This window comes from Blattabacteriaceae bacterium (assembly GCA_036390115.1).
GTDB lineage: Bacteria > Bacteroidota > Bacteroidia > Flavobacteriales > Blattabacteriaceae > DASQPV01.
On sequence record DASWCM010000001.1, the window covers coordinates 1 to 19,636 of the forward strand.

Genomic DNA, 19,636 nt, shown 5'->3' on the forward strand with positions numbered 1-19,636 from the left:
TAAAATAAGTTCTTGTGTAAACGGAAGCCTAAGCCATTTCTCAAACTCTTCTTTTTTAAGCTGCTCAGTTAAGTTATCTTCCTTTACTTCAAGTTCTATATCTCTTGAAGCACTTTTATTATATGCAGAAGTAAAACTCATTTTTGTTGGCCCATTCCTAAATATTGTGTAGCTTGTTGCTCAATCTGTTTTAATTGCATTACTTGTTGTGGAGTTAAAGATTTAATATCTTGTTCACTAGCAAAAGCTTTAACTAAAGCAGAAAGAGAGGCAACTAATTGTTTTCCAATATCTCCTTGTTGTAATATTTTTGTATATTCTTCTGCCTTATCAGGATAAGAAAGTATTAAATAATCTTGAATAAATTTTTGAGCTAGTGCTGTTGTTTGAATTACTGGCCAATCAGTTCTCATCTGTTGAAGCTTATTTTGTCTTTCTATTACATCTACATCACCTGCCGGCCTTACTTCGTAGACTTTACTTATGATTTCTGAATCATTTATCATTTCCATTTCACTACTAGGAATCATTTCTCCAGTTGGAGATGGAATCATAATAGGAACTTGTTTTTGAAGAAAAGGAATCTTACCTTGTAAAGCTTGAGATTGAACAATTATCCAAACAAAACTAAATATTGCTCTTAAATCTTCAGAGAAGTCTGCTAATCCGATACTTTCCTGTTGTTTTTCTTCAGTTTCAGCGAGAGAAAGTTCTTTTGCTGTCTTACGACTATCTTTTCTATTTGACACAGCAAATGAGGTCTTACCTGTACTTTGGGAATTAAGAGTAGCAAGATACTGCATCGCTGTTAATACTAACGGGTCTGGGTATTCCGTGTGAAAGAAATTAAGTGGTTTAGAATAAATTCCACCATGAGTTAATTCTACATCTAATTGTTTTATATCTGCACTTTCTCCATCATCCGTCGTTGGACTTGCATATACATTTGCAGCTCTAAGTAATCCATTAGTAAAACCACTTACTATTGCAGACTGAGCTTCTTGCATTGGTAAATCTAAAAATCCTCTTCCAACATGCTCTGTTAAAATTTCTTCTTCGTCATCTTTATATAAGTATTGAAAAATAGGATATAATCCTACATCTTTATCTATCCAAATCTTGGATGGTGTGTTTCCTCCTTGTAGCTGTTCAATTTGCAATCCAACACCATCCGGAGATTGTTGTTCTGCTATACCAAGTTTTAATTTTTCTGGATCTTTAAGCCAACTAGAAATATTAGAATCCCTAGAATACCAACAAACCCATACAGCATTATTATATTTATAATATACTTTATAGACTGTAACAGTATCGTCTCTTTTTCTTTTTGCAGTATTAGCAGAAATTATAACATCAATTTGATCAGAAGAAAAACCTTTAGATTTAAATTGTTCTAGCCTAAGTAAAGTTATATCATATCTACGAATTACATACTCAGAATCTTGTAGATTTGAAGTTTTTTTATTATAAAATAACTTATCAAATCCTATATGTTCAAATCCAACATGAAGTGGTTTAGTTTCATCAAAAACAACTTCAATAGAATCCCAGCCATGAAGTTGAGAGCCATCTATAAGTTTTTTAAAATCTTTATACCAACCTTGAAAAGTAAGTCCTTTTGTAAACTCTTTCTCGAGATTATCTGTTTGAATCTCAGGATTAGATATACAAGTAAAAATTGCAAGTCTATTAGATTGTTTAAGGAAAGCAAGAAATTCTGGAAGTTCTCTAGATATATTAGTATCTATCACTCTCTGTGGAACAAATGTCTCATCTGGTAAAATGTCACCAGATTTTCTTAAACCTTCTACATCTAAATCTATATATCGTTCATTTCTTCTTTGTTCTGCTTCTTTACATAAAGAACTCCAGCTATCTATTAAATCATTTATCCTTATTTTAGCTTTATCGTAATCAAAATAATCATCATAAAATAAATCTATAACTTGGTCATCGGCCGGAGCTTTTAATAATTCTGGCATAATTTTTATTTTACTTCTAAAGAAGTAATTTTAGTTGTGTCAATTACATTATAGCTATTAGAAGTAAATATAATAGCAACCTCTTGAGTAGGTGATACTGCGATAATATCTGGACTATCAATTTTAAATTGCTGACCATCACTAATATGAACAATAAAAGATTTAAATGGATATAATCTAATAGATTCCCGAAGAGTAGTTCTATTCATATATTAAATTTTATTGGAATCTTAACTCCATTTCTAATTACAAAACCATTTGTTACTACAAACTCAAAAAGTGTTTTTTCTATTCTAACATCCTCTAAACAATAATCTATAACTTCTGCATGTCTATTTTGCTGATATAGTTTTGGCGCCGTAGCTCCATCTAATGTTTTTCTCATCTTTACTGTCTCAAAAGCTACATCATCTAATTTTACACCTCCATGTGTAAAACCAACGAATTTATCAGGATTAAGTCCTTTACTTATCCAAATTTCTCGAAGGATATCAAAATCTTTAGAAACTTTAATTTTATCTTGTGGTATAGACCAACAAGCTGTAATTACTTTCATATCAAAATTTACAGTATTATATCCTACTATATAATCGTAAGTAAGAAGTATGTCTAGAGCTTCTAATTTAGAATTATCATCAAATACTCTATATCTACCAGTAAAGTAATCAAATAAGCAAAGACAACTTATACCCATATTGGTGTGGTCACTCCAGCCTTTTGCCAAAGATTCTATTGGTTGCTTGATTTCCAAATCAAATACAGCAATTTTCTTATTCTCTAGCATAAATTTTAATAAAATTGTTCTTCAGTCTCATTATCTTGTGCTACTGGAGTCATCTTTAACGGCTTGAGTTTTCTAGATGGTGGTTCGTAAGTTGATACTGGCTGTCCAGGCTCTTTATTAGATTTCTCAGGTTTATCTAGATTTTCCTGCGCACGCGCATGATCTAATCTTATACCAACCATATCTCGAATATATTCAAGGAGTTTACGGTCGTTTATTTGCATTATTCGAGATTGCCACATTTGGTGCTGAGAATTTTTAGCCATATTTATTTACCTTTCCAATCATAACACTAAGAGACATTCAATTTCAATATTCATAAAGAAGCTCCAAAAAGATTTAAAGCTAGTAAAGCATTACTTTCACAATTATCACAACGTTTATTTCTAGATTGCTCTTTTACCGTAGCCCATCTAATATTTAACTTCCAGTTATTTTCTTTACACTCATCACATTGGCCACAAGAATAATTTCCGTTTACTAAAATTCTATCAAGAGATTTATCTTTAGGCTTTTCTCCTAAAATAGAAATAAAATTTAAGACAGAACCCTTTAAAAATTTACATACTTGAATTCCACGGCCTCCATAATTTTTATAGTATAAACTATTTGAATTCTTACATCTATCTTTCATATTAGACCAACAACTCCAAGTTGGAGTTCCATAAAATCCATGAACTTCATTCCTAGGATTAAAGCATCCACATGACTTAGTTTTACCTGCCCTTAAACTAAGACCTCGTATAATTTTAACATTACCACAATCACACTTACATTTCCATAACCTCCCATAAATATCTCTTCCAGATTTACCAATAACTAATAACTTCCCATATCTATTACCAATCTCATTCTTATACATAATTATATTTACTATTCTTTTTTGTTTTATGTCCAGTAATAATACTAAGTGAACCATGAGCATTTGTTTTCTTCCTTCTCTGTAATTTCATTCCATTCCAAGTTATTTGTTCTTCTATTTCTTCCGGAGTCATTTTAGTAGAGTCTTTTTCTACTTTAACAGATTCATCTTCTATAAACTGATCTAAAAAATCTAATACTTTAATATTAGAAAATGCTAAAACAGCAGCATCAGCCCTATCAGGAGAATTTATTCCTTCAGCTATCATTTCAAGTTTGCTTTGTAAACAAAGCTTATCTATTCCTGCTGTGCTTTCTTTATACTTTCTACTTGCAAGTTGAGAATATAGTTTATCATCATCTAGAAGAATTATTACTCCTTCTTCTACTAAACGAGAAAACTTACTCCATATTTCTGCACCTCTATTCCGAAATTGTTTTTTATTCTTAGCGGCGGACTGATTTAATACTCTATTTATCATCCACTTCTTTTTACGTAAAATATCTATTACAGCTCTCCCCACGCCACCATCATCACCATATATGTATGGATGATCTTTAGGAATCTTAGCTTCAGATAGTTCTTTATCTATGAAATCAGCTAATAAAGTTGCATCTTTTATTCTACAAGTTTTTTGTTTAATTTGTTTATTTCCCTTAAAAATACTTACTACAGACTCATCACCATTTGTAGAAAGAGCTATATCAATACCAATTCTTATTTCATTACCAAAAGATTTAATGAAATTTAGTTTAACTTTATTTCTTAATTTCTCAAGCCGTTCATGGGATAAAACATATTTCCCATCTATAAAAGTAAAAAGTGCGAGCCATTTACTTCTAAAGTGTGGATTAAATTCTCCAAGCTCTTTTAAATCTTCATCAAACTCATCTCTACTTTGATGAGGGCAATCAAAAAATGTTACACGTTTTTTATTTGGCCAATTGATAAAAGACTTATAAAAATCTCCAATAGGGGCACCAGGAGTTGATACATTAATCCAATAATTAAAACCAGTACATCTACGTAAAGCTCTAAAGATTTCAGGAGCTACAGATTTTGCTTCATTCACAATTATCGCCATTTCACTATTAGGTTCGAGTGGATGATAGCCTTCTGCTTTTCCTTCTTCATCTGTAGCAAATAGAATAATCTCAGAACCAGACAAATTACAAACTATATGCCTTTTATTTACTTTTAAAATAAAAGCACCTAGATTGGCAAGAGACCAATTATTTATTCTTTCCGCAAGACCACTTATGTAAGCTTCTGTTTGATTTGTAAGTTGAACTCCCGAACTTGAAGTTATAATAACACGACTACGTATTTTTGTAAGAATAAACCAAAGAGAAAAGGGAGCAATAATAAAAGCATCTTTACCAGAGCCATTTGCTGCACAAAGAGCAAATTTATGTGGATGTAAACTTGTAGATTTAACTCTACATAAAGATTCTCCTGTATCTATTTGCCAGGGATGAAGAATTACAGTTCCATTATTTATTTGTGGGTCAAAGAAAGCAAGAAGTTCTATTGATGTATCAAAACCTTCAAGGCGCTGCCAATTTTCATAGATTCTTTCTGGTTTTTCATCATTAAAATACTCAGAATCTTTTTTATTTTCTCTGGCACTTTCCTTTTTAAAAGATTCATCTGCAGAGAGAGGAATTACTACTCTTTTGGCTTCAATTAAATCTGGATTTTCTAGTAACATTTATTTATTAATTGAATTCTTTTCTGTAATCTCCACAATATGTTCCGCATCAATAGTTCTAACTATATTATCCGAGTCAATTACAACTAAAATTCCAATACCAATTGCTACAAAATCCATATGGGGAATCTCAATCTTATCTCCATTTGACAGCTTCAATGTAAAAGCTTTATTAGATTCTCTATGTCTAAACTGATTTAAATTCATAAAAATTACTCTAAAAATTCTTTTAATCCATCAACGATAGAAATAAAAAGAACATCCTTTACTCTCTGCAATTCTGGCAATCTATCATATGGAACCATATTTGGATGCTCTTTCTTTTCTACATTTTTAATAGAACTATATTTCCATCCAGCTTGGAGTCTAATTTTTAACCATTCTGAATGATTTTCTTCTGCCGTCCCATGAGTATTTTTAAGACGAAATTTTACACCTGCTATAACATAATCTTTTTGCCAGTCTGGAGATTGTGACCAAAGAAACTGTGAAAAATCTCCTAAACTTTCACAATAAGCTTTATTAGCTTCGTGCGCAATTCTAGCTATGTCCTCTATTTTCATTCTGATTTTACAAGTTTTCTTCCACCATTTACATCATCTACTATTGAAGCACCGGGAACAAAACATAAAGCTTCACTTATATTTAATCCTTGTTGTGTTGTTACTTGAATAACACAGCCAACCCCATTTATTTGATATGCTTTAGTAGATTTCATCCAGTTTTCACTTTTAGAAGATGCTTTACATAGTAATTGAAAGCTATCACAATTACCAAACATCACAACATCAGTTACTTTAGTTGAAGAAACATCAATATTAGATACTATTTTAGGAGTTTCTACTGCTTTAACTGGTTCTACTGGAATTTCTACTTTAGAAATTTCTTTTACTACCGGCGTCAGAACTTTAATAGGTTCTATTGGAATTACTACTTTAGTAATTGGAGCTTCCGTTTTAATTATCGGAGCCGTTACTGGAATAATTACTGGAGTAGTTTCTTTCATAAAAAGTTTTTAGTCTCCATTACTTATCACAAGATAAGAATTAAAAATGCACTCAACTCCTCCTGGGAATTTTTATTTTCAATCATCTGGAGACTAAATTAATATTCTGTCATAGTTTTCTACACAAGTAAAAATCAAACCTGAAACAGACGCCAAAAATTCTAGGAAAAGCGAAACATAAAACTAGAATTATTTAGTATTTTCAGTCTATTTGACCTATGACAGAAATTAAAGTGAGTATGATACTTTATCATGGAGGTATTTACAACCATAAGATAAGTATTTTATCTAATTAAACATACTCACTAATTGAGGAACTCTATAAAGTCACCGCGAGAGACTGTGAATCAGGTCGCTTGTGAGAACCTTAATTTAATCCCTTTATCGCTATCTATAGAGTTCCAAATTATTATTTCCAATTAAGCTCGCGCGCAGAAATTTTAATAATAAATTCTTCATTTATAATATAAAGACCGGGTTTTCTAGTATATCCTTGTGTTTTAATGCAAGATCATAGGTAGATATATCTACACCCAGAATTTCTATTCTTGTCGGTCTTCTATTATTAGCTTGATTTTTCCAAGTATCCCATTTAATATTTAATTCCCATCCATTTTTTAAACATTCTTCACATTTACCACAAGTGTAACCTTTATCATTGTTAATTCTTTCTATACTATATTTTTTAGATGGCCTATATCCAATAACAGAAGTAAAATTATCAGGTGATTGTGCTATAAATTGGCAAACATTAATTCCTCTTCTTCCATAATTTTTATACTGTTCATTATTTTCATTTTGACATCTACCTACCATTGAATTCCATACATTATACTCAGGAAAATAACTCATCCCATGAATTTCCTTAAATCCACACCTACAACCACAAGATTCTGAACCTCCATTTAATAATGAACGTTCTCTTATGGAAGATTCTTTACCACAAGAACATTTGCATAACCAATAATATACAGATAAATATCTCCAATCTATAAAATCTGAACGCCAGATTTTTTCTTTAACAATCTTATCCAATTTAATGACAATAAGATTACCAAAAATACGTCCTGTTAAATCTATTTTCTTTTTCATTCACTTAAGTGTTTTACTTCTGTTGGGATATCAATTATCTTATTTTTACCTTGCTCTATAGCCTTCTTGGCAGCTAACATTTGATCGTTAATAAGATTCACATTAATATTCAACATTTTTAATGATTGAGTATTATTCCTTCCCAAATTCTCGTAAAGAATAAATTTAGCAGCTTTATAGCTTACATTGTCTTTTTCAGACCAAACTAAACTAGACATTCTAGCCTTGGCCATAGCAAATTCATCATCTGTAAAAAGAGATGGATTCTTTTTAGAATCTTTTCTAAATTTGCTACTAGAACTTATTAAAACCATCTTAACCGACTCCTCTTCAAGTCCAAGAGCTTCCGCAATCTGAATAGGCTCCATATCAGACTGTTCGTATAATTCTGTTATCTGCGCATTTAACATTTCTTTATTCATGCTATGACAGAATTAATTCCATCATCTTACTTCGTAATACTATATTCCGCGCGCGAGAACTTAGTTTATCTATTAAATTTTTCACTCTAATTCTCTATAGAAAACAAGTAATAGTAGCAGATTCTGTGCCAGTTATTTAAACTTTTATGTTTTAGAAAATGTTATACTGGAGTAAGGATTTTTTAATAGGGAAATTGTGAGAATAGCAGTAGTCGGTTTTCATTTTATTTCGTATTCGATTTCCAATGTTATATGAAACTAACATTCTTAGTCTCAACTAATAATCTTAGATGAAACTATAGTTAGTAAGTACTCACTTACTTTCCTGGGCACTAAGTTAGTAAGTACTCACTTACTATATAGATAGTCAACTACTAATGACCAGGCTTTAATAGTTAACTAGTCAACTACTGTCCATGTCCTAAATCTGGACTGTCTCAAAACTGGAATAAAACTAGACACTCAATGTATTGCATTTGCAGTGCGTTTGCATTACATTTCACTGGGTGAATATACCAAATACACCACCTGTAGTAGCATAGCAGGTCTATGTATACCATATATTGTGTTGGCACGCGAATTGCATATAGTAACTTGGAGTTCGTCAGTGTGAACTAAGGAGCACACTCCAACGTCCTCTTGTTAACTTGGACTACATAGTGTCCAAGGTGCCACAGTCCAGAATGCGTGTGTTATTTTGGATTGGCGAAGCGTAAATTTGCTTATGTAGTGCCAAGTTGAATCCTCAAAGCAAAGGACGAAAGTCCACAACCTAGAAGGAAACAATGGAAACCCTACAAGTAGAGCAGAAGGAAAGTAACATCTATGAAACTTTCCGTGATGCTATCAAAGCAACCGTTTATGCAACTGTTGTGAAAGTCCGTAATACTTCAACGTCATTTAATTGGAGTGTCGGCAAAGTAATAAGTGCTTGTGCGGAAGCGTGCAATCTTCCTATTACAAACACGCCAGCGGACTTTAAGCGAATAGTCAAATTTGAGTTTGACAAGCTTAAACACAACATTGCCCAAAACAGTAGCTATGAACTCAAGCGTTCACGAGAAGACTTCATATTGAGTGATGGAACAATGCTTGGCCGTTTAACAAACGTGCATACTAAGTTCATTGAGCTTGAAACTCAACTTCTTGAAGCATCCAAGATGTATTCACGTCTTGGAGTTAAGATGACTGATGAAACTCTATCCTCTGAGAAACGTTCAGCAATACGCAAACGTATGAATAAGCTTGTGGTTGTTCAAGACCACGTAAGAGCTGAAATCGCACGTCAAGCAGTATTAGTTGCTGAAGCTAATCAGACTGCCACAAGTTAACAAAAGCAAGTCCTCTGGATTATTATATTCAGAGGATTTTGTTTTGTTAATTCGCGTTAGATAGTAAAGACCTTAAGAATCTATTCTTAAATGTCTAATCAGAATTATCATTCCATAGCTTAAATGTATAAATCTAGCGCGCGTGTGTCGTCTAGTTTCATTTAAGAATTAGTTTGTTTATTGGTAAGAAAGCAAACTTATGCCTAAACAAATCTTATCTCTTTTCGTAATGAGCGAGGCTAAGATAACAGTTTCTGAAGGAATAAACAAAATTCCGTCTAAAAATCTAGACGATAAACACAATCCAGGATGAAATGTTATAGAGTAGCATCCAAGATAATAAAATCTTGGCACGTTTCTTGCTCCACTTAGTAATCCTGGACATTTAATTTATGACAAAAGAACAAAAACTAACAGAACAGTTTAATACTTTAACAGAATCTATTAAAGATTTTATTAAAGCATGTCCAGAATTTCCTGAAGGATTTGAATTAGTTAAAAGAATTGGAATCAACGTAGCTAATGTAGAAACTACCCTTCACTGGGAATTTAATTGTTTAGAATTAGGAGTTTTTTTTTCAAAATAAAAAGGAGAGTTTGTGTTTCAATTTTTAATGTTTAATGAATTTATGAAGGATTTCTAATATTTTCTATGCTTGTTACCTTCATATACATGAATATACTTATATATATATATATATATATATATATAAGACAAAAAAAGAGCATTCCCCCCTTTCCAATATAAGGAGTAATAAGAAAACAAACAAAAGTAATTGAAAACAAACAAAAGTAATAAGAAAACAAGAATTTTCTTAGAAAATATAATTAAAGAAATAAAAAAGACAAAAATTCTACCTTTGATAAATCTAGCTAACAGCGGAAAAGAACAAATTAAGTTGAGGTCACAATATGGTCTAACTCAAGATCGGGTGTCTTTAATCAAATATTAACTTAGAAAGTTCCTATCAGTGATATTCTAAATCTAATATTTACAACTTTACTGTTTAACCCAATCACCTAATTACAAATAACCTATAAGCATTTTTCGTGCCAAGCTAAAATAAACATATGACTCTATTTACATTCATTAGACTTTACGCAGTTAGAAAATCAGGTCCATTTCTTCCAAGAGAAGTAAATATGGAAGGAAATTTTATAAAATATATGCTTAAAGAAGGGCATATAGAAAGTAATGGAATGGGTTACTATAGTGTTACAGAACGATGTGCAAAGAATCTAGAAGCAGTAAAACAAACAATGATAAAATTAGATGGAAACAGAGGATGGAAGGAGATAAAATGAATCTAAGAGAACTTAAACGTAGTTTACAGGAGAAAACATTCACTTGTAATAACAATGAACAACTAAAATTTGAAATACTAGCAACAATTTTAACAGAAAATAACAATATTATTAAAGGAAGGTTGCAAAATATAAATGTAAGCAAAGAGAATAAGAGTATTACTCTTCACTTTTTTGAATGTTTTCCAAGAACATGAAAAATAAATCAATTAAAACACAATGAAAATACACATATACATAGTCTGGGTTAATATTAACGATCAATTTAATTTCTTTGAAGCATTTTCTTGCTTAAGAGATGCTGATTCACTTAAAGAAAAACTAGGATATCAAGGAATACCCTCTAAAACAACATTACATATATTAGAAATTAAAGAAAATTATCTTGAAACAGTTAGTGGAGACTATATTAAAAATCTAAAAGTATGAAAACAATAAGATATGGTCTAACAAAAGGAGCAAGAGTTTGGAAAGGAAAAGAAGAAATTCATATAAATATTCTTCAGCTAGAATATTATTTTATAGACTTATTAGAACCTATGGAAGAAGGAAGTTGTCGACAAATAAAAATTAATTTATTTTGCCCTGATGGAACAATAGTAAAGAATGTTACTGTTGTTGGTTTTTGTATTAAACTAGTAAATAAAGATTCACTTTTTGATGGAAGATTCAACTCAACACAAGATAAATTATGACAATACAAAGTATAATAGAACAATTACCTCATTCTCTTAGAAAAAGCTATCTTAAAGCTTCTTTCAAACAAGCAGCAAATAAAATGAAAGAACCTGAAAGAACAATTTTACTTACCTGTGGTATCTCAGGAAAATATAAATTAGAAACTAAAATTTTAGAAAAATTTAGAAAAAATCAAGTAAAAATACTATTTTCTATGCTAGAAGACTGGAAAGCAGAAATAAAAGAACATAAACAGTTACCAATGATATGACAAAATTCTATCAATTAGAGGAAGAAAATATTAGAAATTTTGGTATCACAGTATCTAAAGTAGATAAGCTTTGGTTTTTCAGATTGTATTTATGGAAAATTAGAATTTGTTTTACAAATAAAAAAACCAAATGAAATCTCTAAAAAATAAACAAGATAAAATACTAAACAAATTAAACCAAAACCCAACAAGAAAAACATATTGGAAAATTTTACACAAAATAGAAAAAGAAATAAAAAAGAAAAGATTATAACAAAAGAAAAAAATCTATAAAAAACTAAAAAAGAGTAAAAATATATTATGCCAACTTCTAGTTTTAGAAATAAAAATTTTAGATGCTTAAATAAAAGATAAATAAACTATTAAAAAATAATATTTCTTAATCTAAGTCATAGTTGGCACACTTCTTGCTATCTCAACAATATCAATTTGCATCTCAATTTATGAAAAGATATTTAATAATTTATGTTTTTGATGGAGAATTTATGATTGAATTAATAAAAGCAGATAGCATATATAAAGCTCTAGAAGAATTTGAAAATTCAGAAATAAGATTTCATGAAATTCATTCCATAATACAAATAAAATGAAAATATACCAAGTATTTGATAATAATAAGCCAGCACAATTTCCATTCCATAAAGTTCATCCAAGCTGGAAAAGAAGTAAATTTAATTCTTTCATAAAAGCCTTTAATTATGCAAAACATTGGTTAGGAGTTTATAAAAATTCAGTCCAGCTAAAATTAAATACTCCTTCTGATTACACAGGATATGGAGATTTAATTGAAATAAGAAGAATTTCCTAAAATTAGGAAATAAAATATTAAATTAGGCTACCGCAAATTAATACAAAACAAACAAATGAAAAGATACTTAATTATATTTATATCAAAAGATCAATTCTGTGCAAGTGAAATAAAAGCAAAAAGTATAAATAAAGCTTTAATTAAATTTGAAAAATCAGGTATGAGTTATGAAGAAATCTATGCAATTAATAGAATAATTTCTTAAAATAATCTCAAAAAGAGACAGAAATAGTATAAATTGACAGCGCGAACTATTTATATTACTTCTGCAATAAAACTAATAACAATTCGCGCAAAAGAAAGAACAGCATATGAAGGAATTCGTAATAGATGTGGAGAAAGTAGAGAAAGTAGAAAAGAAAAACAATGGACAGGTTGTTAAAGATGAAAAAGGACAACCAGTAATTGAGGAACTTAAAACAACAATTAAAGTTCCAATTATTCCAGTAAAAATTCAAAAAGGAAGGGGACAAGGAAGTGAATATCTTGCTCCAAAAGATCTAAGCACGATGAGCTTGAATGATTTGCTTAAGATTTTTCCTTCTGATGATCTCTGGAATAAACTAATCAAACCAAAGATTAAGCAATTCTGTGCAACAATAACCACAGAAGCAAGTATTGAAGCAGGACGAGTTACTGCTGCAATGATTAACAGTAAGCAAAACAAAAAGAAGAGGAAATATACTGAAGAGAAACCAATTCAAGATGAAGAGAAATTCTATGAAGCCTTTTCTCGAATGTTTCAGACATTATCTGCAAGGGGAGAATCTCTTGCTGGACTTACACGACAACAGAATGAACTTCTAATGGAATTGCTATCTCTTGATAGTAAGAAGCCAGATTACGGAGTTCGTTCAGTTGCCCTTCTAGACGAGATACGCAAGGTGCGTGAAGCAATTGATGATAAGAAAGCTGATGATTCTGAAGAATCAGGAGAAGATGAAGGAGAAGATAAGCCAGAAGCAGTTGCTGCTTAATTAAAACAAAAAGGTAGTAGATAAATATTTTTATTTACTACCTTTCTTTCTTTTATGAAAATCAAAGAACTTATAGAAAATCTATCTAAATTTAACCCAAATACTGAAATAATAATACTTAACGAGATTCAAGATTTTGCTGAGCTTACTTCTATAATACAAAAAGATGTAATAAAGGAAGAAGTAGCGTGGAACGATGAATTAGATGAAGAGGAACTAGATGAAGAAATCAACATAATTATATTATCATGATAATTAAAACAAAACGTGGATTTAAAGTAGTAAGCAAAGAAGGAAAGAATCTATCCAAAGATAATCTTACAAAAGAAGAAGCCGAGAAACGTTTACGTCAAGTTGAATTCTTCAAATATAAAAGAAAGAAATGAAAACTACAATAACTATATGCACTTTCAAAAGAAAAAAGAATTCTAAAATAGAAAAAGGAATAGCAATTGGAGAAGTTGATATTATCATAGATAAGAATCTTAAAATAGTGAAGAATATTGTATGGAATTATTCTTTACATTGGGCTGAAGGAACATTACCTATAGAATTATGAATTCTCCCCTTCTAACATTGCCAATTCTAGCTAAATTTGTAGATCTAATTATAGGCTATCAAGATTTCAAACAAATAGATGATAACAATTTATTAGAACTTATTAAGCTAGTAGATAATGAGGAAAAACTATATCATGTAGAAAATAATATACTTTGGTATAAGAAAGCTTGGTTAAAAGATATTGATAATATAGCTAGAAAAAAGAGAGAGTCGGAAATAGTAAATTCTATAGTCGATGAAAGAAAAAGGGCAATAAAAGAACTTCAATTTAAGTTAGCAGAATTATCTGGACTCGAGGAAGATAAGTTATTAAATATGGCACTTTCTATTTTACATAAAAGAAAAGTAGATACGGCGAAGCTTTTTAATGTTGATATTGAGAATATTCCAGATTGTCCTGTAAATTATATAGTTATAGACGGCTCTACTGAGTATAAATTATAAAACCATTAGAACAAGAAATTAAATATGAACACTATAAAATTAACTAAATTAATAAATGAAACAGTAGAAGCAGCAGGTGAACAAGAATTATATGAATTAGGTTTACATATTCTTAAAAATTGTAATAGACCTTCTTGTACACATTGTCAAGAGATTCTTAAGGCTATTTTAGAAGATAATGAAAAACCTAATTAAATTAATAGAACTTTATCAAAAGATGGCAGATTTAACTTTACTAAAATGTAAACAATGTAGAGTTCCTCTTAGTTGTTGTTCGATAGAATATTGTGAAATAGCATCTAATTATGCTAAAGAAATTTACAATATAAATTTACAGCCAACAGAAAATAAAAAATTACCATTTATGAGTTCACATGGATGTATAGTAGAACCATATTTAAGACCAATGTGCACACTACATGTTTGTTCTATTAATTCTATTGGTTGTGATATTAAAGATCCAAAATGGACAAAAATATATTTTGAGCTTAGAGAACAAATAGATATTTTAGAATATGAAGAAAGCTAAGGAAATCACATTAGAACAAGAACTAAAAAATTTAGATAAATGTTTTCAATTAGCTAAATCACGTTACTCATTTAATAAAGAAGATCGTTTTTTATCTAATATAGCTTTACTTTTTGGTGTAAAAATAACAGAAAATAAACCAATAGAATTTTCAGATATTTCAATCTTCTATAATCAGTTAGTAATCATAACAAAGGATAAATATGCTAGTAGAAAATTTATTGAAGAAGAAATTAAAGATATTAAGATATGTGATGAAGAGAAAAAAATATTGGGCGAAGATATTAAAGAACAAGAAAAGGGAAGATCAGAAATTAGTTCAGTCTTTATTTCGAAATTCCCAGATCAAATAGCTACATTACTTCATCAGAAAGATGGTTGTGAACAAGAAGAATGCGCAAGACATATATTTAATAAAATTTGGGTAGATGAAGAAAAAGGTCATCTTTTAAGTGCACAAACAGGAGCCGGTAAAACATATATTCTAGCTTCTATTATCAAGAATCTACTCCATAATAAATTTCTACAAAAATGTAATTGTATTTCTCCATTACCTATCGTCTATGTAACTAAAGCATCAGTAGTAGAACAAACAGAAAAGGTATTTAAAGATGAATTTAATATAGATACAGTTAATACTGTAGTTGTGGTTAATATAGAACTTTTACGTAGTAAATTTGGTAAACTATTTGTAAAAGAACAGGTTAATGTAGTTTCTGGAGTAGAACATATTGAATATGTATGGAATGAAAATATATTTCCTTGTCTATTTATTTGGGACGAATGTCAAATATTAGCTAGAGAGGAATCCATTCAATCTAAGATAGCACAAGGAGTTAATAGAATAACATCTAGACCAGTATATCAAATATTTGCATCTGCTACTCCATTTTCTAGAGTATATGAAGCTAGGTGTTTTGCTGTATCTACAAGAAGCACTTTTAATTTAGGTATTGGTAAAGTAGAATTAACTGATAGAAATTGGAAACAATTTGCAGCTCAAATAGCAGGTTCAGGTGACCCAATGGATTACAATGAAGCAGCTATAAAAAGACTTGTTTCTCATCTTGATCCTTACATAACAAGAATTAAAAACATTCGTCCAAAACATAAAGCTTTTAATGGAGTTCAGAAAATACATTTTCAAACAAAAGAAGAAAGAGAAGAATATGAGACAGCTTGGGAACGTTATGAGAAAGAAAAAGCAAGACTAGAAGAAGAACAAGAAAAAACAGGAGAAAATAGTTTTTTCCAAGTATTAGCACAACTTACCATAATGAGAAAAGCAGCAGAAAAATGCAAGCGTTATCATTATGCTGAATTTATGGATAAGACATGGAAAGCAGGTAAAGCACCAGTTCTTGCATGTTCTTTCAAAGGAACAATTACTTCCACATACAAAATTTTAGTTGAAGACTACAATTGGAAAAGAGAAGATGTTTCTATTATTTGGGGTGGAAGTATTGAGACTATGAATCTTAAGAAAAAAGTAGCTCTTAAAATGAAAAATAATAAAGAATTTCAAGAATTAACAAAAGCAGCAGGGATTGATTTACAAGAACTTGGATTTAATCTAGAAAATTTAGAGGAAAAAACAGAAGAACAGCTTGCTTTTGAAAAGTTACATAATCTTCTTACACAGAAACCAGAAGAAAGAGAAAAAGAGAAGATGCGCTTTCAAAAACAATTGTCTAAGGCATGTTTCTTTACATTTAAATCAGGTGGAGTGGGACTCTCTTTACATCATCAATATCAAAAAGCTAGGCCGCGAGAAACTTTATTAACTCCAGTTTATAGTGAAAAGGAATTAGTGCAAGGTTTAGGTAGATGTCCTAGAATTACAAGCTTAAGTGACACATATCAATATATGGTATATTACGTAGGTACAGTAGAAGAATCTGTTGCGGCACGTGTAGTTATGAAATTAAGAAATTTAAAACATGTTGTAAAGATGAGAGAATCTTGGGAGGACATATTTGTTGGTAAGAAATATAAAGAAACAGAGGGACAAAAAGAATTAATGGATGAGATAGAGGAAGGTAATACAATGTTAGATTATATTGAGGAGAAATGAAAACACTATACAGACTTAAACCAATTTGTGTTGGTAATAATGGAACTATATTTTATAAAATTCAAATAAATAAGAAATCTATATTTAAGAAAATTAAATGGATTGATTTTGATAGTGAACTTCTTAGATTAGTAGAAGCAAATAAAGCATTAGAAGAACTTAAAAACTTTGAAAAAGAAAATGAAAATTGAAAAACAATTACAAATAGAAAAAGAATTTTATAAAACTTATATAGATATAAAAAAATATTTAGAAAAAAGATCACTAGAAGAACACAGAATAGAAATAAGAACTAAATTATATCTTTTAAGAAATAAAATTCTTTTTAAAATTCTATGAATAAACTATTTCGTCCTATGTTGGCAGCAACTTTAGAAGAATCTGATTTAAAAAACTTAACTTATCCATTAATTCTACAACCCAAATTAGACGGTATTAGATGTGTAATTGTAGAGGGAAAAGTATTAAGTAGAAAATTAAAACCAATTCCTAATAGATACATTAGAGCTTCTTTAGAAAGGTTTGAGTTTCTTAAAAAAAATCCAGTTTTAATAGATGGTGAACTAATTATAGAAGGAGATAATTTTAATGAAATTCAATCTTCTGTTATGTCAGAAGAAGGTATTCCACCATTTACTTATAAAGTATTTGATTGTTTACTTGAATGGAATTCTCAACCATATGAACAAAGAATGACACATAATTTATCTTATTTATATCATCCTAATATAGAATTTTTAAATTCAGCTATAGTTCATAATCTAGAAGAACTTCTAGAGTGGGAAACTTATATACTAAAAGATAATTATGAAGGAATAATTATTAGATCATTAGATGCACCATATAAGTTTGGAAGATCTACATTAAGAGAACAAGGATTAATGAAATTTAAAAGATTTCAAGATAGTGAGGCTGTTATACTTAGTTCTAACGCTTTTCTAAGTAATGCTAACCCAAATGAATTAGATAATTTAGGTTTAACTAAACATAGCTCAGCGAAAGCTAATTTAATACCTGAAAATAAGTTAGGATCTTTTATAGTTAGAGATTGTAATAAAGATTCTCCTTTCTATCAAATAATATTTGCTTTAGGGACTGGTTTCACTGAAGAACAAAGAAAGAAATTTTGGTTTCAAAATATGAAAGGAAAAATAATTAAATACAAATATCAAAAATTTGGTAGTAAGAATGCTCCGCGCATTCCTGTTTTTATTGGATTTAGAGAGGATTAATATATGAGTGAATTAACACAATGTAATTATTGTAGTCTAGAAGATACAAAATACCAAGCAAGAAAAAGTAAAATGAAAATTACTATGTTACCTTCTACAAGATCAGAAGGTTTGGAAGGAATAGATATTTATATTCATCCAAAAGAAGTTAGATTAAAAAATCCTATTTCAGAGGGAGACCATAAAAAATATTTCAAATCTTGGATGTGGGAAATAACAGATCATTGTGTATGTTAAAAGCTGAAGATATATTATTTAATAGTTTATGTGAGTTGTTTGAATGGCAAGAAGGAATTACTCTAGGAGGCAGATATTGGTGTTGCGATGATAAGATAATACATTCAAAAGAGGAACTATGTGAATATTTATTTAATGAAATAAGAATTATTAAACAAAAAAAAATAGAACTCCAAAAAGAATTAATTTTATTAAAATATGGCAAATAATAATGAAAGTCTAAAAGCTCTAGCATCACAAGCTAAGCTTGATCCAGCATTCAGAAAAATGCTTATAGAATCTGGTAATGAATCTCTAGTAAGAGACTTAGATGAAGTTTCAGATAAAACAAATACAGAAGTTTGGTTAAATAAGTTTATTACAAACAATTCTAAAATGATAGAATTAAAAGAACATGTTAGAAAATTAGCCCCATTAAATGATCCAATTTTGATATTTGGTGAGACTGGAACAGGAAAAGAATTACTTGCTCATGCTCTTCACGGCGAACGTAAAGGAAAATTTATAGCAATTAATTGTGCTGGTTTACCAGAACATCTTGTAGAATCTGAATTATTTGGGCATGATAAGAATTCTTTTACTGGTGCTCTTAAAGATAAAACTGGATTAATGGAAGAAGCACAAGATGGAACTATTTTTCTGGATGAAATAGGTGATCTAGCTATGCCAATGCAAGCTAAATTATTAAGAGCAATACAGGAGAAGAAAATAAGAAAAGTAGGTTCTAATGAAGAGCGTCTTATAAACTGTAGAGTTGTAAGTGCTACACATAGAGATTTAGAATTTTGGGTTCAGCTTGATAAATTTAGAGAAGACCTTTTCTATCGGATTTCTACTTTTATACTTAAGCCATCAAGTTTAAAACAAAGAAGTGGCGACATAAGTAAAATTATAGAATCTTTAGATAAAGAAGAACAAGAAATTGAAGATTATGAAGAGTTTTCATCTTTAATTGATCCTAGTAAATTGAGTGGCAATGTTAGAAGTCTCCAGCAAATCTATAGAAGATATATAATCTTAGGAACAAAACCACACGAATAGAATATGAAAACACGTGAAGAAATATTAAAAATATTCGATACAGTAGAAAAGCATTTTACAAAAACTTTATTTGATATAGAAAAATATTTAGATGATAAGAATATTCCAGTTGAAAATTATAAAAAAGATATTACAGAAAAGTTAAATAAATTAGGAAATGATCTCTTAGAAAGTTTAATAAAATTGTAATTTTTTAATATTAAAATAGGTTGGCACGAATCTTGCTTATATTATTTTGTCAATTTGCGCTTTTCACTAGCTATACAATAGTATAATTATGTCTGAAGAA

37 protein-coding genes are annotated in these 19,636 nt (G+C 29.7%); 26 read left to right on the plus strand and 11 right to left on the minus strand.

Annotated features, from left to right (window positions below):
• Positions 1-137 precede the first annotated feature (137 nt).
• From VF849_00005 to VF849_00055, 11 genes are all read right to left on the minus strand, one after another.
• On the minus strand, positions 138-1,982 hold the full coding sequence (locus tag VF849_00005) for a hypothetical protein (protein HEX9232434.1): 1,845 nt from the start codon (positions 1,980-1,982) through the stop codon (positions 138-140).
• A gap of 5 nt (positions 1,983-1,987) precedes the next feature.
• The gene (locus VF849_00010) at positions 1,988-2,191 is read right to left on the minus strand and encodes a hypothetical protein (GenBank protein ID HEX9232435.1); all 204 of its coding nucleotides are present in this window, start codon (positions 2,189-2,191) and stop codon (positions 1,988-1,990) included.
• The gene (locus VF849_00015; protein HEX9232436.1) at positions 2,188-2,766 is read right to left on the minus strand and encodes a ribonuclease H-like domain-containing protein; all 579 of its coding nucleotides are present in this window, start codon (positions 2,764-2,766) and stop codon (positions 2,188-2,190) included. Before VF849_00015 ends, VF849_00010 begins: the two co-directional genes overlap by 4 nt.
• Positions 2,767-2,771: 5 nt before the next feature.
• A complete protein-coding gene (locus VF849_00020) occupies positions 2,772-3,032 on the minus strand; it encodes a hypothetical protein (GenBank protein ID HEX9232437.1) in 261 nt (86 codons plus the stop codon).
• Between the two features lie 50 nt (positions 3,033-3,082).
• On the minus strand, positions 3,083-3,628 hold the full coding sequence (locus tag VF849_00025) for a hypothetical protein (GenBank protein HEX9232438.1): 546 nt from the start codon (positions 3,626-3,628) through the stop codon (positions 3,083-3,085).
• Positions 3,621-5,339 carry a hypothetical protein gene (locus VF849_00030; GenBank protein HEX9232439.1) on the minus strand — a complete coding sequence of 573 codons (1,719 nt, stop codon included), beginning with the start codon at positions 5,337-5,339 and terminating at the stop codon, positions 3,621-3,623. The genes VF849_00025 and VF849_00030 overlap by 8 nt, the downstream gene beginning before the upstream one ends.
• Complete coding sequence (locus VF849_00035) at positions 5,340-5,546, minus strand: hypothetical protein (GenBank protein ID HEX9232440.1); 207 nt, start codon at positions 5,544-5,546, stop codon at positions 5,340-5,342.
• Positions 5,547-5,551: 5 nt separating this feature from the next.
• Positions 5,552-5,902: a RyR domain-containing protein gene (locus tag VF849_00040; protein HEX9232441.1), complete on the minus strand. Its 351-nt coding sequence runs from the start codon at positions 5,900-5,902 to the stop codon at positions 5,552-5,554.
• Complete coding sequence (locus tag VF849_00045) at positions 5,899-6,345, minus strand: hypothetical protein (protein HEX9232442.1); 447 nt, start codon at positions 6,343-6,345, stop codon at positions 5,899-5,901. Before VF849_00045 ends, VF849_00040 begins: the two co-directional genes overlap by 4 nt.
• A gap of 459 nt (positions 6,346-6,804) precedes the next feature.
• Positions 6,805-7,437 carry a hypothetical protein gene (locus tag VF849_00050; protein HEX9232443.1) on the minus strand — a complete coding sequence of 211 codons (633 nt, stop codon included), beginning with the start codon at positions 7,435-7,437 and terminating at the stop codon, positions 6,805-6,807.
• Positions 7,434-7,859: a hypothetical protein gene (locus tag VF849_00055; protein HEX9232444.1), complete on the minus strand. Its 426-nt coding sequence runs from the start codon at positions 7,857-7,859 to the stop codon at positions 7,434-7,436. Before VF849_00055 ends, VF849_00050 begins: the two co-directional genes overlap by 4 nt.
• 785 nt (positions 7,860-8,644) lie before the next feature.
• Between VF849_00055 and VF849_00060 the strand changes: the two genes are divergently transcribed.
• From VF849_00060 to VF849_00185, 26 genes are all read left to right on the plus strand, one after another.
• Positions 8,645-9,190: a hypothetical protein gene (locus tag VF849_00060; protein HEX9232445.1), complete on the plus strand. Its 546-nt coding sequence runs from the start codon at positions 8,645-8,647 to the stop codon at positions 9,188-9,190.
• A gap of 392 nt (positions 9,191-9,582) precedes the next feature.
• Entirely contained in the window at positions 9,583-9,777 is a 195-nt protein-coding gene (locus VF849_00065; protein ID HEX9232446.1) for a hypothetical protein, read from the plus strand.
• Positions 9,778-10,261: 484 nt separating this feature from the next.
• Positions 10,262-10,495: a hypothetical protein gene (locus VF849_00070; GenBank protein ID HEX9232447.1), complete on the plus strand. Its 234-nt coding sequence runs from the start codon at positions 10,262-10,264 to the stop codon at positions 10,493-10,495.
• A complete protein-coding gene (locus VF849_00075) occupies positions 10,492-10,692 on the plus strand; it encodes a hypothetical protein (GenBank protein ID HEX9232448.1) in 201 nt (66 codons plus the stop codon). Before VF849_00070 ends, VF849_00075 begins: the two co-directional genes overlap by 4 nt.
• A gap of 22 nt (positions 10,693-10,714) precedes the next feature.
• The gene (locus tag VF849_00080) at positions 10,715-10,924 is read left to right on the plus strand and encodes a hypothetical protein (protein ID HEX9232449.1); all 210 of its coding nucleotides are present in this window, start codon (positions 10,715-10,717) and stop codon (positions 10,922-10,924) included.
• Complete coding sequence (locus VF849_00085; protein HEX9232450.1) at positions 10,921-11,190, plus strand: hypothetical protein; 270 nt, start codon at positions 10,921-10,923, stop codon at positions 11,188-11,190. The genes VF849_00080 and VF849_00085 overlap by 4 nt, the downstream gene beginning before the upstream one ends.
• On the plus strand, positions 11,187-11,444 hold the full coding sequence (locus VF849_00090; GenBank protein HEX9232451.1) for a hypothetical protein: 258 nt from the start codon (positions 11,187-11,189) through the stop codon (positions 11,442-11,444). Before VF849_00085 ends, VF849_00090 begins: the two co-directional genes overlap by 4 nt.
• Positions 11,445-11,574: 130 nt before the next feature.
• A complete protein-coding gene (locus VF849_00095) occupies positions 11,575-11,697 on the plus strand; it encodes a hypothetical protein (GenBank protein ID HEX9232452.1) in 123 nt (40 codons plus the stop codon).
• Positions 11,698-11,887: 190 nt separating this feature from the next.
• Positions 11,888-12,034 (plus strand): hypothetical protein, encoded by a 147-nt coding sequence (locus VF849_00100; GenBank protein ID HEX9232453.1) that lies wholly within the window; start codon positions 11,888-11,890, stop codon positions 12,032-12,034.
• Positions 12,031-12,252, plus strand: coding sequence for a hypothetical protein (locus VF849_00105; protein HEX9232454.1), 222 nt, complete (start codon positions 12,031-12,033; stop codon positions 12,250-12,252). Before VF849_00100 ends, VF849_00105 begins: the two co-directional genes overlap by 4 nt.
• Positions 12,253-12,307: 55 nt before the next feature.
• Positions 12,308-12,457: a hypothetical protein gene (locus VF849_00110; GenBank protein ID HEX9232455.1), complete on the plus strand. Its 150-nt coding sequence runs from the start codon at positions 12,308-12,310 to the stop codon at positions 12,455-12,457.
• Positions 12,458-12,563: 106 nt separating this feature from the next.
• Positions 12,564-13,229, plus strand: a complete 666-nt coding sequence (locus VF849_00115) for a hypothetical protein (protein HEX9232456.1) — start codon at positions 12,564-12,566, stop codon at positions 13,227-13,229.
• 54 nt (positions 13,230-13,283) lie between these two features.
• The gene (locus tag VF849_00120; protein ID HEX9232457.1) at positions 13,284-13,481 is read left to right on the plus strand and encodes a hypothetical protein; all 198 of its coding nucleotides are present in this window, start codon (positions 13,284-13,286) and stop codon (positions 13,479-13,481) included.
• Entirely contained in the window at positions 13,478-13,615 is a 138-nt protein-coding gene (locus tag VF849_00125) for a hypothetical protein (GenBank protein ID HEX9232458.1), read from the plus strand. Before VF849_00120 ends, VF849_00125 begins: the two co-directional genes overlap by 4 nt.
• The gene (locus VF849_00130) at positions 13,612-13,788 is read left to right on the plus strand and encodes a hypothetical protein (GenBank protein ID HEX9232459.1); all 177 of its coding nucleotides are present in this window, start codon (positions 13,612-13,614) and stop codon (positions 13,786-13,788) included. Before VF849_00125 ends, VF849_00130 begins: the two co-directional genes overlap by 4 nt.
• On the plus strand, positions 13,785-14,234 hold the full coding sequence (locus VF849_00135; protein HEX9232460.1) for a hypothetical protein: 450 nt from the start codon (positions 13,785-13,787) through the stop codon (positions 14,232-14,234). The genes VF849_00130 and VF849_00135 overlap by 4 nt, the downstream gene beginning before the upstream one ends.
• Positions 14,235-14,258: 24 nt before the next feature.
• A complete protein-coding gene (locus VF849_00140; protein HEX9232461.1) occupies positions 14,259-14,429 on the plus strand; it encodes a hypothetical protein in 171 nt (56 codons plus the stop codon).
• A complete protein-coding gene (locus VF849_00145; protein ID HEX9232462.1) occupies positions 14,413-14,763 on the plus strand; it encodes a hypothetical protein in 351 nt (116 codons plus the stop codon). The genes VF849_00140 and VF849_00145 overlap by 17 nt, the downstream gene beginning before the upstream one ends.
• On the plus strand, positions 14,750-16,837 hold the full coding sequence (locus tag VF849_00150; protein HEX9232463.1) for a DEAD/DEAH box helicase family protein: 2,088 nt from the start codon (positions 14,750-14,752) through the stop codon (positions 16,835-16,837). The genes VF849_00145 and VF849_00150 overlap by 14 nt, the downstream gene beginning before the upstream one ends.
• On the plus strand, positions 16,834-17,028 hold the full coding sequence (locus VF849_00155; GenBank protein HEX9232464.1) for a hypothetical protein: 195 nt from the start codon (positions 16,834-16,836) through the stop codon (positions 17,026-17,028). Before VF849_00150 ends, VF849_00155 begins: the two co-directional genes overlap by 4 nt.
• Positions 17,018-17,176 carry a hypothetical protein gene (locus VF849_00160; GenBank protein HEX9232465.1) on the plus strand — a complete coding sequence of 53 codons (159 nt, stop codon included), beginning with the start codon at positions 17,018-17,020 and terminating at the stop codon, positions 17,174-17,176. The genes VF849_00155 and VF849_00160 overlap by 11 nt, the downstream gene beginning before the upstream one ends.
• Positions 17,173-18,069, plus strand: a complete 897-nt coding sequence (locus VF849_00165) for a hypothetical protein (GenBank protein ID HEX9232466.1) — start codon at positions 17,173-17,175, stop codon at positions 18,067-18,069. Before VF849_00160 ends, VF849_00165 begins: the two co-directional genes overlap by 4 nt.
• Before the next feature lie 3 nt (positions 18,070-18,072).
• Complete coding sequence (locus VF849_00170; GenBank protein ID HEX9232467.1) at positions 18,073-18,306, plus strand: hypothetical protein; 234 nt, start codon at positions 18,073-18,075, stop codon at positions 18,304-18,306.
• Positions 18,300-18,515: a hypothetical protein gene (locus tag VF849_00175; protein ID HEX9232468.1), complete on the plus strand. Its 216-nt coding sequence runs from the start codon at positions 18,300-18,302 to the stop codon at positions 18,513-18,515. The genes VF849_00170 and VF849_00175 overlap by 7 nt, the downstream gene beginning before the upstream one ends.
• Complete coding sequence (locus VF849_00180) at positions 18,505-19,347, plus strand: sigma-54 factor interaction domain-containing protein (protein HEX9232469.1); 843 nt, start codon at positions 18,505-18,507, stop codon at positions 19,345-19,347. Before VF849_00175 ends, VF849_00180 begins: the two co-directional genes overlap by 11 nt.
• A 3-nt stretch (positions 19,348-19,350) precedes the next feature.
• Positions 19,351-19,536 carry a hypothetical protein gene (locus VF849_00185; GenBank protein HEX9232470.1) on the plus strand — a complete coding sequence of 62 codons (186 nt, stop codon included), beginning with the start codon at positions 19,351-19,353 and terminating at the stop codon, positions 19,534-19,536.
• Positions 19,537-19,636: the final 100 nt, after the last annotated feature.